The 15239-nt window shown below is 31.6% G+C and carries 13 protein-coding genes; 8 read left to right on the forward strand and 5 right to left on the reverse strand.

Going from position 1 to position 15239, the window contains the following annotated elements; genetic code table 11:
* Positions 1-169: 169 nt before the first annotated feature.
* From Q8S45_RS05640 to Q8S45_RS05655, 4 genes are all read left to right on the forward strand, one after another.
* Positions 170-871: a hypothetical protein gene (locus Q8S45_RS05640; RefSeq protein WP_305602086.1), complete on the forward strand. Its 702-nt coding sequence runs from the start codon at positions 170-172 to the stop codon at positions 869-871.
* A 206-nt stretch (positions 872-1077) separates the two neighbouring features.
* Positions 1078-3981 (forward strand): TonB-dependent receptor, encoded by a 2904-nt coding sequence (locus Q8S45_RS05645; RefSeq protein ID WP_305602090.1) that lies wholly within the window; start codon positions 1078-1080, stop codon positions 3979-3981.
* A gap of 167 nt (positions 3982-4148) precedes the next feature.
* Entirely contained in the window at positions 4149-5657 is a 1509-nt protein-coding gene (atpD, locus tag Q8S45_RS05650) for a F0F1 ATP synthase subunit beta (protein WP_305602093.1), read from the forward strand.
* A 71-nt stretch (positions 5658-5728) separates the two neighbouring features.
* A complete protein-coding gene (locus Q8S45_RS05655) occupies positions 5729-6007 on the forward strand; it encodes a F0F1 ATP synthase subunit epsilon (RefSeq protein WP_305602095.1) in 279 nt (92 codons plus the stop codon).
* An 81-nt stretch (positions 6008-6088) separates the two neighbouring features.
* Here the strand turns inward: Q8S45_RS05655 and rseP are convergent, their stop codons facing one another.
* Entirely contained in the window at positions 6089-7402 is a 1314-nt protein-coding gene (gene rseP / locus Q8S45_RS05660; protein ID WP_305602097.1) for an RIP metalloprotease RseP, read from the reverse strand.
* A 152-nt stretch (positions 7403-7554) separates the two neighbouring features.
* On the opposite strand from rseP, the gene Q8S45_RS05665 reads away from it, so the two are divergent.
* From Q8S45_RS05665 to feoB, 3 genes are all read left to right on the forward strand, one after another.
* Positions 7555-8223 (forward strand): SCO family protein, encoded by a 669-nt coding sequence (locus Q8S45_RS05665; RefSeq protein ID WP_305602099.1) that lies wholly within the window; start codon positions 7555-7557, stop codon positions 8221-8223.
* Between the two features lie 75 nt (positions 8224-8298).
* Positions 8299-8529, forward strand: coding sequence for a FeoA family protein (locus tag Q8S45_RS05670; protein WP_305602102.1), 231 nt, complete (start codon positions 8299-8301; stop codon positions 8527-8529).
* A complete protein-coding gene (gene feoB / locus Q8S45_RS05675; RefSeq protein WP_305602105.1) occupies positions 8529-10640 on the forward strand; it encodes a ferrous iron transport protein B in 2112 nt (703 codons plus the stop codon). The genes Q8S45_RS05670 and feoB overlap by 1 nt, the downstream gene beginning before the upstream one ends.
* A gap of 171 nt (positions 10641-10811) precedes the next feature.
* Here feoB and Q8S45_RS05685 read toward each other — a convergent pair whose 3' ends face one another.
* The gene (locus Q8S45_RS05685) at positions 10812-11633 is read right to left on the reverse strand and encodes a ZIP family metal transporter (RefSeq protein ID WP_305602110.1); all 822 of its coding nucleotides are present in this window, start codon (positions 11631-11633) and stop codon (positions 10812-10814) included.
* Between the two features lie 3 nt (positions 11634-11636).
* Positions 11637-12293: a metal-dependent transcriptional regulator gene (locus Q8S45_RS05690; protein ID WP_305602113.1), complete on the reverse strand. Its 657-nt coding sequence runs from the start codon at positions 12291-12293 to the stop codon at positions 11637-11639.
* Between the two features lie 112 nt (positions 12294-12405).
* Between Q8S45_RS05690 and Q8S45_RS05695 the strand changes: the two genes are divergently transcribed.
* Complete coding sequence (locus Q8S45_RS05695) at positions 12406-13344, forward strand: ketopantoate reductase family protein (RefSeq protein WP_305602115.1); 939 nt, start codon at positions 12406-12408, stop codon at positions 13342-13344.
* A gap of 69 nt (positions 13345-13413) precedes the next feature.
* On the opposite strand, the gene Q8S45_RS05700 is transcribed toward Q8S45_RS05695, so the two are convergent.
* Positions 13414-14313: a DMT family transporter gene (locus Q8S45_RS05700; RefSeq protein WP_305602118.1), complete on the reverse strand. Its 900-nt coding sequence runs from the start codon at positions 14311-14313 to the stop codon at positions 13414-13416.
* Positions 14314-14380: 67 nt separating this feature from the next.
* Positions 14381-15151, reverse strand: coding sequence for a patatin-like phospholipase family protein (locus Q8S45_RS05705; protein WP_305602121.1), 771 nt, complete (start codon positions 15149-15151; stop codon positions 14381-14383).
* Between the last annotated feature and the right edge of the window lie 88 nt (positions 15152-15239).

A 15239-nucleotide genomic window follows, 5' to 3' on the forward strand; every position in this document is an offset into this window, starting at 1 on the left:
CAATTGAATTTAGACCATCAGCCAACAGGATTATATGTGGCTAAAGTTCATTTAGAAAAACCGGTAACGCTTAAAATTATTAAACAGTAAAGGGGGAAAAGTAAAAGTTAGAAACAATAATTGAATTATAAATTCTAATAATCTATAAAACAGATATAAAACACACAAAATGAAATACATACAAAATATTTTATATGCAAGCATACTAAGTTCATTAGTATGGTCTTGTGGCGGTGGCGGTGGAGACACTCCACCACCCCCTGTTAATAATAAACCATCTACTGCAACACTTGTTTATCCTACCCATAATTTGTTGTGTATAAATAATGTACTTAATTTTCAATGGAATGCTGCTACTGATCCTGATGGAGATGCGTTAACGTATCAAATACAAGTTTCAAAAGACAATCAATTTATTATCATTGCTCATTCTCTTTCTGGAAATACGCTAAGTCAAACTATTTCATTAGAAAAAGGCGTCGCCTATTATTGGCGCGTAAAAGCCATCGACAGTAAAAATTTATCGGGAGATTATTCATCAACATTTAGTTTTTACACCGAAGGCATTGGAGTAAGTAATTACTTACCTTTTTCACCAGTTCTATCAGCACCAATACTTAATAGTATTGTATCAACAAGTACAGTAACATTAACGTGGACTGCCTCGGATGTGGATAACGATCCATTGACTTACGATGTTTTTCTGGGAACTGTAAATCCACCAACTGCTAAAATAGCCACTAATATTACAATAGCCACTGTGGGAAGTGGAACTTTAACGGCATCAACAAAATATTACTGGAAGGTGGTTGTAAAAGATACCAAAGGCGGTCAAACAACTGGTCAAGTTTGGAGTTTTACAAAAGATTAAATTCGGCTTCTTATACTTACTATTTTTTGGATAGAAAATAGAATAAAAACCATTCAATTTTTACCTTAAAAAAAGGTTATAACTATTAATATTATAATAGAAAAACTATATTTATAAACATACAATTTATTTTTATGACATTTTTTATGATAATAGGAAAAAAATTGTATTTTGCGTACATGTTAATCAAATCAATTAATTAAATTATGAGAAAAATTTTAAGTGCTGTTTTTGCCTTACTGGTAGGAACTACAATGATGGCCCAAACCACCATTTCAGGTACTGTTTTGGAAGCTAAAACTCAGCAACCAATTCCTGGCGCAAACATAAAAGTAGTGGGGAAATCTATTGGAACTACTGCAGATTTTGACGGGAAATTTACCTTAACGGTAAATCAAGAACCTCCATTTTCAATTGAGGTTTCTCTTATCGGTTTTTCTACTTCAAAAGTAGAAATAACTAAAAGTAAACAAGTAGTTAATGTATTGTTAGATGAATCTGCAACTGCTTTAAATGAAGTGGTAGTTTCAGCATCTAGAACTCCAGAGCGTATCTTGGAGTCTCCTGTTACAATTGAGCGTATGGATGCAAAGACAATTGCCAACACATCTTCACCAACATTTTATGATGGTTTGGAAAATTTAAAAGGAGTAGATGTTAACACCAATAGTTTAACATTTAAATCAATTAACACACGTGGTTTTGCAACATTTGCTAACACTCGTTTTATGCAATTAGTTGATGGTATGGACAACTCTTCACCTGCACTTAACTTTAATTTAGGTAACTTATTAGGAATGTCTGAATTAGATGTTAGCACTGTTGAATTAATGCCTGGAGCTTCTTCAGCTTTATATGGTGCGAATGCCTTTAATGGTATTTTATTTATGACAAGTAAGAATCCTTTTGATTCTGCTGGAATTAGTGTTTATTCTAAAACAGGTTTAACATCTCAAAAAGCCGCTGGCGATAATGCTTATACAGATGTTGGAATTAGAATGGCATATAAATTTAGTGATAAATTTGCTGCTAAAGCATCTTTCTCGTACTTAAAAGGAACAGAATGGTATGCAACAGATTACGGAAACACAAATGATCAAGGTAGTTATATTGCTGGGACAAGAGATAATCCTAGTTATAATGGATTAAATATTTATGGAGATGAAGTTTCAATTGATATGGACGCAACTTTCGGAACCCCAAAAGGTGCCTTAGGTACAGTTTCCAGAACTGGATACAAAGAATCAGATTTGATGGATTATAATGCTGAAAGTGCTAAGGCTGATTTCGCATTACATTATAAGCCTTTTGCAAATGATATTGAATTAATTTACAATGCCAAATTTGGAAAAGGAAATACTATTTATCAAGGAGCAAATAGATATTCAATTAAGAATTTCTTTATGCAACAGCACAAAATAGAGGTAAAAGGCACTAACTTTATGGTTAGAGCGTATGTTACAGATGAAGATGCTGGAGATTCTTATGATAGCCGTTTTGCTGCCATAAATGTTAATAGACTTGCGAAAGGAGACCCAAACTGGTTTACAGATTACTTTTTAAGTTTTACAGGAGCATTACGTAACCCAGCATTTGGAGGCGTATTTAATGCTATTGCGCCAGCACCAGGTTCTCATAGTGCTGCTCGTGCATTTGCAGATGGGAATGTGTTGAATAATTCAAAGTTAAACCCATTCCAATTGGGCGCTTTAAATGCAGGAATTGCACCACTTTTAAAGTTGCCATCTTGGATTAGAAATGATAGTGAAAGATTTGTTCCTGGAACAGCAGCATTCGATAATGCATTTAATAAAGTAATTACTAATCCAGATTTAACAACTGGATCAAAATTTCAAGACGCAACAAAAATTTATCATTCAGATGCTAATTACAATTTTGCAGACCAAATTGAATTTGCCGACATCCAAATAGGTGGTTCTTGGAGAAAATATTCTTTAAATTCATCAGGAACAATTTTTACAGATTATGATGGGCCAATTAATTATGAAGAGTATGGTGTTTACACCCAAGTTCAAAAGAAATTTGTTGATGACCGATTGAAGTTTACAGGATCTTTACGTTATGATAAAGCTCAAAATTTTGATGGAAGCGTTTCTCCAAGAGTGTCATTATCTTATTCATTGGGAAAAGGAAAGACTAGAAATTTAAGAGCTTCATATCAAACAGGATTTAGAAACCCAACTACACAAGATCAGTACATTGGTCTAGACGCTGGTAGAGCTTTCTTAGTAGGTTCTGCGCCAGACAACTTAGATAGATATACAACAGGTCCATTGCCAGTGAGTCCAACCGGAAGAGCTTTAAGCGGATTGCCTGCAACAACTAAGTTAGTTGGAAGACAAGCCTATGAAAATGCATTTTCATTATCTTCAGTTTTAAAGGGAGCACCGGCAAAAGCCAATTTTGCTTATGTAAAACCAGAAAAGGTTACAGCGTATGAAGTTGGGTATAGAGCTGGTTTTGGGCGAGTATCATTAGATGCTAGTGCATACTACAACCAATATGAAGATTTTATTGGAAACAAAACAGTATTAGTACCTTATTACGGTAAAACTGATTTTTCTGATTTTACTCCTGGAGGTGGATTACCTGCACCATTAGCTGCAATTGCTTTAAGTCAAAAGGATTTTAAAGCATTCCAAGTATATACGAACTCTTCAGCAGATATTTCTTCTTATGGTGGTAGTTTAGGTTTAACCTCAAGAATATTTGGAAATTATAATTTCGGGCTTAACTATACGTATGCTAAATTTGATTTTGATCAAACAACTGATCCAGATTATGAAGCAGGGTTTAATACACCTGAGAATAAGGTAAAAGTATCGTTTGGTAATACAGAATTGCTTGAAAACTTAGGATTTAATTTAGATTTTAGATGGAGTGATGAGTTTTTATGGCAATCTTCTTTTGCTGATATTATGGTTGATTCTCGAACTGTTGTAGATGCTCAAGTTAATTATACAGTAACGAAATGGAAATCTGTATTTAAAATTGGAGGCGCAAACCTAGGTGGTAAAGAATATTTTAGTGCACCTGGAGTTGGTAAAATAGGTTCACAATACTATGTTTCTTGGACCATTAATCCATAAAAAACAAAATAAATAATTAAAAACGCCTTAAGAAATTAAGGCGTTTTTGTTTTTCAAAAAACATTTGGATTTTATTTCAGAAATAAAATCAAAAAACTATCTTTGCGCTTTTAAAAATAAGGTTTAGCCTAATAGATTAAATACCTAAATAATAAACAGTTAAAGGAATGACAAAAGTTACAGGAAAAGTTGCACAAATTATTGGTCCAGTTATAGACGTTGAATTTCAATCAGGTGCAGAGTTACCAAAATTATATGATTCATTAGAAATTGTTAGAGAAGACGGAACTTTATTAGTTTTAGAGGTACAGTCGCATATTGGCGAAGATACTGTTAGAACAATTTCTATGGACTCTACCGATGGACTTAGTAGAGGTGTTGAAGTAGTTGCAACAGGGAAAGCAATTCAAATGCCGGTTGGAAAAGATATCTATGGACGTTTGTTTAACGTAATTGGTGATGCAATTGATGGTTTAGGAAATTTACCTAAAGAAGGTGAAAATGGATTACCAATTCATCGTCAAGCTCCAAAATTTGAAGATTTATCAACTTCTACCGAAGTGTTATTTACTGGAATAAAGGTTATTGATTTAATTGAGCCTTATTCTAAAGGAGGTAAAATTGGATTATTTGGTGGTGCGGGTGTTGGAAAAACAGTTTTAATTCAAGAGTTAATTAATAATATTGCTAAAGGTCACGGTGGATTATCGGTATTTGCAGGTGTTGGAGAAAGAACTCGTGAAGGAAATGATCTTTTAAGAGAAATGTTAGAGTCAGGTATCATAAAATATGGTGATGATTTTATGCATTCTATGGAAGAAGGTGGATGGGATCTTTCTAAAGTTGATAAAGCTGGAATGAGAGAGTCTAAAGCTACTTTTGTGTTTGGACAAATGAATGAACCTCCTGGAGCTAGAGCTCGAGTTGCTTTATCTGGACTTACAATTGCAGAATATTTTAGAGATGGTGCTGGTGATGGTCAAGGAAAAGATGTTTTATTTTTCGTAGATAATATTTTCCGTTTTACACAAGCTGGTTCAGAAGTTTCGGCCTTATTAGGACGTATGCCTTCTGCAGTAGGTTATCAACCAACCTTAGCAACTGAAATGGGTGCAATGCAAGAACGAATTACTTCAACTAAAAACGGTTCAATTACATCAGTGCAAGCTGTTTATGTACCTGCAGATGATTTAACGGATCCTGCTCCTGCAACAACGTTTGCCCACTTAGATGCTACCACAGTTTTGTCTCGTAAAATTGCGGAGTTAGGAATTTATCCTGCGGTAGACCCATTAGATTCTACTTCAAGAATTTTAACTTCAGCTATATTAGGTAAAGAACATTATGATTGTGCTCAACATGTAAAAGAGTTGTTACAACGTTATAAAGAATTACAAGATATTATTGCTATTTTGGGAATGGAAGAATTATCTGAAGAAGATAAATTAGTGGTACATAGAGCCAGACGAGTGCAGCGTTTCTTGTCACAACCATTTCATGTGGCAGAACAATTTACTGGTATACCAGGAGTTTTAGTTGATATTAAAGATACCATAAAAGGGTTTAATATGATTATGGATGGTGAGTTGGATAAATACCCTGAAGCTGCCTTTAACTTAAGAGGATCTATACAAGATGCAATTGATGCAGGTGAAAAAATGTTAGCAGAAGTGTAAAACAAGTATTCAGTAATCAGTTACAGTAACTAATACTAAGACTGAAAACTGAGACTGAAAACTTAAAAAATATGATTTTAGAAATAGTAACACCTGAGGCAACATTATTACATTCGGAAGTAGATTTAGTGTCTGTTCCTGGTATAAATGGAGAGTTTCAAATGTTAAATAATCACGCCCCAATTGTTTCTTTATTGGTTAAAGGGATTGTGAAATTTAAAGGAGAAAAAATAAATATAAAAGAGGAAGTTCAGGATTTATTTTCAATTGTTAAAGGTGAATATAGTGTTGCTATTAAAAGCGGAACTATTGAAATGAAAAACAATAAAATTATTATTTTAGCTGATTAAATTTTCTCAAATTATAACAACAAAAAAATCCTCATATATGAGGATTTTTTTTTGCGTAAATCTAAAATCAATCAATCTTATTTACGAAAAGAGTTTAACAACATCGTTACCATTAGCCAATAATAGTAGTGCAATTAAAATTAAGAACCCAGTAATTTGAGCATATTCTAAAAATTTATCATTTGGTTTTCTGCCTGATATCATTTCATATAAAGTAAACATTACGTGCCCCCCGTCAAGTGCTGGAATTGGTAATAAATTCATAAAGGCAAGCATTATAGATAGGAAAGCGGTAATACTCCAAAAAGAATACCAACTCCAAGTAGCAGGAAATATATTTCCAATGGCAATAAAACCACCAATACTGGTTGCTCCTTTTTTGGTAAAGACATATTTAAACTGAGTAATATAATCTTTTAAAGTCCATATAGCTAACGAGTTACCTTTTGAAATACTTTCAATAAAGGTATATTTTTTGGTTTGTACATTTACACCTCTCGATTTGAAGTTAGAAACACCAATAGTTTTATCTTCACTAGGCTCTACCGTAATAGTTTCTTGTACCCCATTTCTGTCTACTAATAATAAAACGTTTGTTTCTGAAGCAATTACATGTTGCGTAAATTCGTGCCAATAAAAAACTGGAGTATTATTTACTGCCAAAATTTTATCACCTTTTAAAACACCTGCCTTAGCAGCGGGCGATTCTACAACTACCGTATCAATTACTGCAACAGATCTTACTACAAACGGCTCCATAACTCCTTTTTCCCACATTATATTTCCTATATCTTCAGGAATGGCAATGGTTTCGTTTTCTCCATTTTCGTGAATAACTTCTATAGATGTGAGGTCTCTTAAAAATAAATGTTTGTTTACAGCTGTAACATCAATAGGTTCTTCACCATTAAATTTGCTAATTTTATCACCATCTTTAAATCCAAACTCTTTAAAAGTTTCATGAACGGCAAATCCATTTGTAACATCATTTGATTTAATGGACTGAACACCCCATACAAAGGTAATCATGATGTAAATAAGAATTCCAAGTATAAAATTTACAACAACCCCACCAAGCATAATAATTAATCGTTGCCATGCTGGTTTAGATCTAAATTCCCAAGGTTGTGGTGGAAGTTTCATTTGTTCAGTATCCATACTTTCATCAATCATTCCAGAGATTTTTACATAACCTCCTAATGGAATCCAACCAATACCATAAACGGTATCTCCTATTTTCTTTTTAAATAAGGAAAATTTATAATCAAAAAATAAATAAAATCGTTCAACCCTAGTTTTAAATAATTTTGCTGGAATAAAGTGTCCCAATTCGTGCAAAACAATTAAAAAGGATAAACTTAAAATAAACTGAGCGGCCTTTATAATAATTTCCATATGTGTTTTTCAAAATAAAATCGCACAAATGTACGGTTTTATAAACGGTTAGCGAAAAAGAAAAGAATGCTTTCTATATCTTTTAACAAAGTTTAACAATTTAATAAACTTTTAAGGCATTTGTTCTAATTTTGTAATTCATTTTAATAATTATGGATTTAAAGTTTTTTAAAAAATCGATTACACCACTAATAATAATGGGTTTATTTTCTATTATTATGATTTTTGCAATTTATACACTTCTTACACCTGAAAAGAAATTGCCAATTTATAATCCAGCCGATGTAAATCCAAAGCTAGTTGATGAAAATCTAATTCACATTAGGCGAAATCATAACATTGCAGATTTTAAGTTAATAAATCAAAATGGCGACACTATTACCCAAAAAGACTATGAAAACACCATTTATGTTGCAGATTTTTTCTTTACGCGTTGTACTACTATTTGTCCAATTATGACTAATAATATTGGGAAGTTGCAAGAAGTTTTTAAAGAAAATAACGATGTTAAATTTTTATCTATGTCTGTAACTCCAGAAATGGATAGTGTTCCAGTTTTGAAAACCTATGCAATTCAAAAAGGAGTTATTGACGCTAAATGGAATATAACTACTGGTTCTAAAAAGCATATATACGAATTAGCACGTAAAAGTTATTTTGCAGTTTTAGAAGAAGGAGATGGCGGTTTGCAAGATTTTATTCATACCGAAAATTTTATTTTAGTCGATAAAAAAAAGAGAATTAGAGGGTATTATGATGGAACAGATAATGAAGATATGGCGCGTTTAAGGGATGATATTATACTACTTTTAGAGGAATAAAAGGTAATGACAAATATCATTGTTTAGAATCATTCTAATTAATACCTTTGTACTTAATAAATCTAATTCTAAATAATGAAAATGACCATTGGAAATTTGAAGGTTGGAGAGTGTGGTATCATTGAAGAGTTTTCATTGGATATTATTCCATTAAGTCTTCTTGAAATGGGTTGCTTACCAGGAAAAGAGGTGAAATTATTGCAAATAGCACCTTTAAATGATCCTTACTATATTAAAGTAAACGGTAGTCATTTAGCAATTAGAAAGGAAATGGCCGATCAAATTACTATAACTAAATTAGGGTAATGGAGGTCAATGCTGTTGTAAAAATTGCTCTTGTTGGAAACCCAAATACAGGAAAAACCTCATTATTTAATCAACTTACAGGTTTAAAACAAAAAGTAGGAAATTATCCAGGAATTACGGTAGATAAAAAAGTTGGAAAATGTAAAATTTCAGAAGCATTAATTGCTGAAATAATTGATTTACCAGGCACATACAGTATTAATCCTACTACTTTAGACGAATCAATTGTTTTAGATACCTTACTTAATAAATCTAATGAGTCTTACCCAGATTTGGTGATAGTGGTAGCAGAAGTAGAAAATTTAAAAAGAAATTTACTGTTATTTTCCCAAATTAAAGATCTAGAATTACCAACGCTTTTGGTAATTAATATGGCAGATCAAATGGCTAGAAAAGGCATTTCTTTTGATTTGGAAAAGCTGAAAGAAGAGCTAAATTCAGAAATTATTTTAGTGAGTGCAAGAAAAAACAGCGGAATTGATGAATTAAAAAATGAAATTAGAAATTTTAAAAAATGGAATACAAAACCAATGGCGAGTATTTCATCAAAAATTGATGAAGAATATTTTAAGGTAGTAAAAAACACATTTCCAGAGTTTTCCTTATACAAGTCGTGGTTACTAATTACACAGCAAAATAATTGTAATTTTTTATCTCCCGAATTTCAACAGAAACTTTCAGTTTTAAATGCGGATAAAGAGAAAATAAAAAAATATCAGCATAAGGAAACTATCTTCAGGTACCAAATAATTAATGATATTTTACATAAAACGTATGTTATTAATAGAAATGAAGCTACTGAGTTTAGGTTTAAACTAGATAAAATTTTAACTCATAAAATTTTTGGTTATCTTATTTTTGCTAGTGTATTACTGCTTATATTTCAATCTATATTTGAATGGGCAAGTATACCTATGGATTTAATTGATGGTTTTTTTGCAAATTTTAGTGAATATGCAAAAGCCAATTTGCCAGAAGGAATTTTCACTAATTTAATTGCTGAAGGAATTATTCCAGGAATTGGAGGTATTGTTATTTTTATACCTCAAATTGCTATTTTATTCTTATTTATTTCCGTTTTAGAAGAAACCGGATACATGAGTAGAGTGGTTTTTTTAATGGATAAAATTATGCGAAAATTTGGAATGAGCGGCAAAAGCGTAATACCTTTAATTTCAGGTACTGCTTGTGCAATTCCTGCTATTATGGCTTCAAGAAATATTGGAAGTTGGAAAGAACGGTTAATAACAATTTTGGTTATTCCTTTTACTACATGCTCTGCGAGACTTCCTGTTTATGCAATTTTAATTGCTTTAATTATTCCAAATAAACGAATTTTAGGAATTTTTAATTTACAAGGATTAACATTAATGGGCCTTTATTTGCTTGGTTTTACAGCTGCCATTTTATCGGCAATTTTATTGCACAATGTGTTGAAAATTGAAAATAAAAGTTTGTTTGTAATAGAAATGCCAAACTATAAATTACCCTCTTTAAAAAATGTTTTTTATGAAGTTGTTGAAAAAACGAAAGCTTTTATAGTTGGTGCTGGTAAAATAATTTTGGCTTTATCTATTGTACTGTGGTTTTTAGCTTCAAATGGTGGTGAATCATTTAAGACTGCTAATGACACTGTAAAACAAGATATAGGAAATCAAAATTTAACAAAAGTTGAATTACAAAAAAAGACGGCTTCATTTAAATTGGAGCATTCCTATATTGGGGTAATGGGTAAAATGATTGAGCCAGTTATAAAACCTTTGGGTTACGATTGGAAAATTGGAATTGCGCTAATTAGTTCCTTTGCTGCACGAGAAGTATTTGTTGGAGCCCTTGCAACTATTTACAGTGTTGAAAGTGAAGGAGAAGATGTTGGAACTATTAAAGAACGGATGGGAGCAGAAGTAAATTCTATAACAGGGCAAAAGCGATTTAATTTACCAACCGGAATGTCTTTATTAATGTTTTATGCATTTGCAATGCAATGTATCGGAACTTTAGCCATTGTAAAAAGAGAAACTAAAAGTTGGAAATGGCCGATTCTTCAATTAGTTGGAATGGGCATATTAGCATATATTTCGGCATTAATAACCTTTAATTTTTTTAGCTAATGCAAGAAATTTTAGTTTATATAGCTCTTGGTTTAGCAATTGGATTTTTAGTTAAAAAATATTTTTTTAAATCTAAAAAGAAAAAGAACTGCGACTCGGATTGCGGTTGCTAGGGTATTGAATTAAGAAATTTTGAATCTTGTATTTACTTTCGCTTTTCAAACTATATGACTAACTAAGCCCAACGTCTAAAGTCATCATAATAATAAAACCACCAATAAAACCAAGCGTTGCAATATCTGTATATTTATCTCTTTGTGTTTCAGGAATAACCTCTTCAACTACAACAAATATCATTGCGCCAGCCGCAAAAGCTAAAGCATATGGTAAAATTGGTTGAAATGTCATAACAGCCCACGCACCTATAACAGCAGCAATTGGTTCTACAATGGCCGAAGATTGTCCGTACATAAAACTTTTTCTTTTACTAAGACCTTGCCTTCTTAAAGGCATTGAAACAGCAAACCCTTCTGGAAAATTTTGCAATCCAATTCCAATTGCCAGTGCAACAGCGCCTCCAATAGTTGCACCATCAAAACCGGCTGCAACACCTCCAAATAATACACCAACGGCTAATCCTTCTGGAATATTATGAAGCGTAATTGCCAATACCAATAGGGTAGTTTTATGCCAAGGAGTTTTAACACCTTCTTTTTCAGATTCCTTGAAATTGATGTGAAGATGTGGTAGAATCTTATCGAGGCCAAATAAAAATAATGCACCTAAACCAAACCCAACAACTGCAGGAATAACTTTAGTAAATCCTTCGCCAGGACTCATTTCAATCCCAGGAGCCAACAAACTCCAGAAACTTGCAGCTACCATTACGCCACCAGTAAAACCTAGCATCCCATCAAAAAAGGCACGATTTACACCTTTAAATAAAAACACCAAAGATGCTCCTAAAGCGGTTAATCCCCACGTAAAAAGAGTTGCATAAAAAGCTGCTAATATTGGATTTATACTTTCGAAATAGGCAATAATTTGATCCATAATTTATATGTTTTTTACAAATAAGTTTTTTGATATTTGATTTGATATTGAAATTAAAGAATTGTTATTTTCAATAATTATTGAATTATCAAATTCTTCTTTAGCAATTACTTTTACAGTGCGCCCTAATTGAATATTAGCCTTGTCCAAAAATTTCAAAAACGAAGAAGTAGAATCTTTAACGCCAATTACAATACAGCTACGATTAGGTTCAATGGATGAAAGCATTATTTTCTTATGGTGCGCAATATTTCCATGTTCATCAGGAATTGGATCACCATGCGGGTCATGTTTAGGAAATTCTAGAAACGCCTCTAACCTACCAACTAATGTATCGGATTTTATATGTTCTAATTGTTCAGCTATTTCATGAACTTCATCCCAATTATAATGAAGTTTATTCGTTAAAAAAACCTCCCAAAGCCTATGTTTTCTTACAATTTCAATAGCAATTTTTTTCCCATTGAATGTTAAAAAAACTCCCTTATATTTTTCGTAATTAACAAGTTCTTTTTCTGCTAATTTTTGAATCATGTCTGTAACTGAAGAAGGTTTTGTTTTTAACTTTTGTGCTATTAGCGTTGTATTTACACTTTTAGAATTGGATAGACCTAAAGTGTAAATGGCTTTTAAATAATTTTCTTCTGTTTGAGATAGCATAAAATTTAAATTTAGACAAATATAAATAAAAATTTAGATAAATCTAAAAAAGTTTTATTTGGCCTATATATATTAAATTAAAATGTATTTTTGAATTAAAAACAAATATAAAATGAATATCGTAATTTATGGTACTGGAGGTGTTGGTGGCTATTTTGGAGCAAGATTAGCACAAGCCGGAAATATCGTTACATTTATAGCTCGTGGACAACATTTAGAAGCCATCCAACAAAAGGGACTTCAACTTAAAAGTATAAAAGGAGACCATTTAGTGTATCCAGCAAATGCTACTTCAAACATTTCTGAAGTAAAAAATATTGATTTAATATTAATTTGTGTTAAAACCTGGCAATTGAGTGAAACTGCTGAAAATATAAAAGCAGTTTTAAATGAAAATACGATGGTTATTTCCTTACTAAATGGAGTAGAAAATGACCAAATAGTATGTAGTATTCTTCCAAAACAACATGTTTTAGGAGGTTTATGTAAAGTGGTAAGTAAAATGGAGGAATACGGAGTTATTAATCATTTTTCATACGATCCAACTATTGTTTTTGGAGAATTAAACAATGAAAAAACATCTAGAGCTCTTCAATTAGAACAAACCTTTTTAAATGCAGGAATTACATCAAAATTGGCAACAAACATTACTCAAGAAATATGGACAAAGTTCTTATTTATTACAACAATTAGTGCTATTGGAGCACTAACTAGATCAACTATTGGAGAAATGATTGTTTCACCTGAGATTAAAAAAATAATGTACCAAACAGCTGAAGAAATTGTGGCTATTGCAAAAGCAAAAGGTATAATTTTATCCGACGACATTATTGAAAAACAATTTAAATTAATTGAGAATCAGCCTTTTAATACAACGGCTTCTTTACAAAGAGATATAATGCAAGGAAAACCATCCGAATTAGAATCTCAAAATGGAACAATTGTTAGAATGGGAATAGAGTTTGGTATTCCAACTCCAGTAAATTCTTTTATTTATAATTGTTTACTTCCGCAGGAAAATAGAGCACGTGAGAGTAGTTCTATGTTTTAAGATGTTGTTTGTCGATACCTATGGTTTTAACCTTAAACCTTGAGCCTTTTGCCTAATTTCTATTGCTTTTCAACTTTTTTTACTAATCATATAAACCCCAATAATAACCATAAAACAACTCAAAATTTTAATAAAATTAATGTCTTGAGCATATTTTTCATTCCCTAAAACATATGCATAAATGCTAACCATTAAAAAACTTAATACAGGTTGTAAATAAATAAAACTTCCATTTACACTAGCAGAAACATAATTGAGTGCATAGATATTAAATAAATAAGTTAAAAAAGTAGTTCCGATAATTACAAAAGCAACTGCTAAATAAGTGTTCGTTGTAAAGGCATTAAAATTGGTGTTTAGTAAATCGTTAAATCCAAAAGGAAGAACAAAAATAAATCCAAATAAAAATACCCAACTTATAACTGTTATGGCTTTATATTTTTGCATTAAGGGTTTTACTAAAACTAAATACAATCCATACGAGCAAGCATTTAAAAAAATAAATAGGTTACCTAAAAAGGAGCTGGTTCCACCAGATTTTTTACCAAACCAAACCAATAAAAAGGCGCCAATTGCACCAATAAAAATTCCAATGAATTTGTTTTTGGTTATTTTTTCATTCAATAAGAAAAAACTTAGAATTAAGACAATTACAGGTGTGGTTGTCATAATTATTGAAGCATCTATTGGCGAGGTTAAACTCAATCCGTGAAAAAACAACAGCATATTTGTTGAAATACCAAATAATCCACAAACGATTAATAATTTGAAATCTTTTTTATCAACTTTTTCTTTTATAAATTGTTTTACAAACCAAAATAATAAACCTGCCCCAATAATTCTCAACAAAACTAAGGCTGAAGCACCCATTTTATCGGGCATAATTCCTTTGGCAATTAAAAAATTTGCGCCGTAAATAATATTAGCTCCAAGTAGTGCTAAATGTGCTTTTTGTGTATTTTTTATCAAATTAATTATTTTGAATTGGGGAAAATACAAACTTACAATCGAAAAAAGTAAAATTTCTATTTATTAATTAAGAAATGGAATCTATTATTTTATCAATTTCGGTTAAGGCATGTTTATAACCAATATCAAATGATTTTCGTATGGCATTACCCTCTAAGACACCTACTTTTTCAATATTTGGAGGAGAAAATACATAATTGCACTTTTCAAATTTTTTAATATTATTTGCATCAAGCCCAATATGGTAAACGCGATATAATAATTTAAGAGACGTGTTTATATCTGCATATTCACATTTTGCGACCGGATTTACAAAACTCCCAATAATTTTTGAACAATTTTTGGTAAGTGGTTCTATCGGAAAATTATTTAAAATTCCACCATCTGAAAAGTAATGACCATCAATTTCTAGAGGTGAAAAAAAGGGAGGTAATGCCGATGAAGCAATTAGAGGTTTTATTAATTCGCCCGAATTAAAATATTCCAACGTGCTATTAAGTAAATTAGTTGCTGTAATTGTTAACGGATATTTCAAACTTTCAAAAGTGTTTTCAGGGAAATAATTGATAAAATATTTGGCATATTTGGCACTGTCCAACATTCCTGGCTTATTTCGAGCGTAGAGCGATAATTTTAATAAGGGAGTTTCTTCAAAAAAAGAAAGCATTTTTTCTGGCTCATAGCCTGCGGCATATAAGGCAGCAACTAAACCACCCGCACTTGTGCCTGAAACTTCTGTTGGAACAATATTTCTTTCGAGCAAGGCTTTTAAAAGACCAATGTGTGAAATTGCCCTAACTCCTCCTCCTGAAAGTACCAATCCAATTTTATCTTTCATTTCGCAACTTATTTTTCACACAGTCAAAATTACGAATTAATTAAGTTGCTTGTTAGCCAAAAAATACACTTTAAAGTTTTGTATATAA

Origin of the sequence: Lutibacter sp. (genome assembly GCF_030692605.1) — a bacterium.
In the GTDB taxonomy this organism is placed as follows: Bacteria; Bacteroidota; Bacteroidia; order Flavobacteriales; family Flavobacteriaceae; genus Lutibacter.

Coding starts and splice junctions, on each gene's coding strand:
- Q8S45_RS05685 (WP_305602110.1), bottom strand. CDS start 11,633: ATGGATCAAATTATTGCCTATTTCGAAAGTATAAATCCAATATTAGCA.
- atpD (WP_305602093.1), top strand. CDS start 4,149: ATGACAAAAGTTACAGGAAAAGTTGCACAAATTATTGGTCCAGTTATA.
- Q8S45_RS05640 (WP_305602086.1), top strand. CDS start 170: ATGAAATACATACAAAATATTTTATATGCAAGCATACTAAGTTCATTA.
- Q8S45_RS05645 (WP_305602090.1), top strand. CDS start 1,078: ATGAGAAAAATTTTAAGTGCTGTTTTTGCCTTACTGGTAGGAACTACA.
- rseP (WP_305602097.1), bottom strand. CDS start 7,402: ATGGAAATTATTATAAAGGCCGCTCAGTTTATTTTAAGTTTATCCTTT.
- Q8S45_RS05670 (WP_305602102.1), top strand. CDS start 8,299: ATGAAAATGACCATTGGAAATTTGAAGGTTGGAGAGTGTGGTATCATT.
- Q8S45_RS05665 (WP_305602099.1), top strand. CDS start 7,555: ATGGATTTAAAGTTTTTTAAAAAATCGATTACACCACTAATAATAATG.
- Q8S45_RS05655 (WP_305602095.1), top strand. CDS start 5,729: ATGATTTTAGAAATAGTAACACCTGAGGCAACATTATTACATTCGGAA.
- Q8S45_RS05695 (WP_305602115.1), top strand. CDS start 12,406: ATGAATATCGTAATTTATGGTACTGGAGGTGTTGGTGGCTATTTTGGA.
- Q8S45_RS05690 (WP_305602113.1), bottom strand. CDS start 12,293: ATGCTATCTCAAACAGAAGAAAATTATTTAAAAGCCATTTACACTTTA.
- feoB (WP_305602105.1), top strand. CDS start 8,529: ATGGAGGTCAATGCTGTTGTAAAAATTGCTCTTGTTGGAAACCCAAAT.
- Q8S45_RS05705 (WP_305602121.1), bottom strand. CDS start 15,151: ATGAAAGATAAAATTGGATTGGTACTTTCAGGAGGAGGAGTTAGGGCA.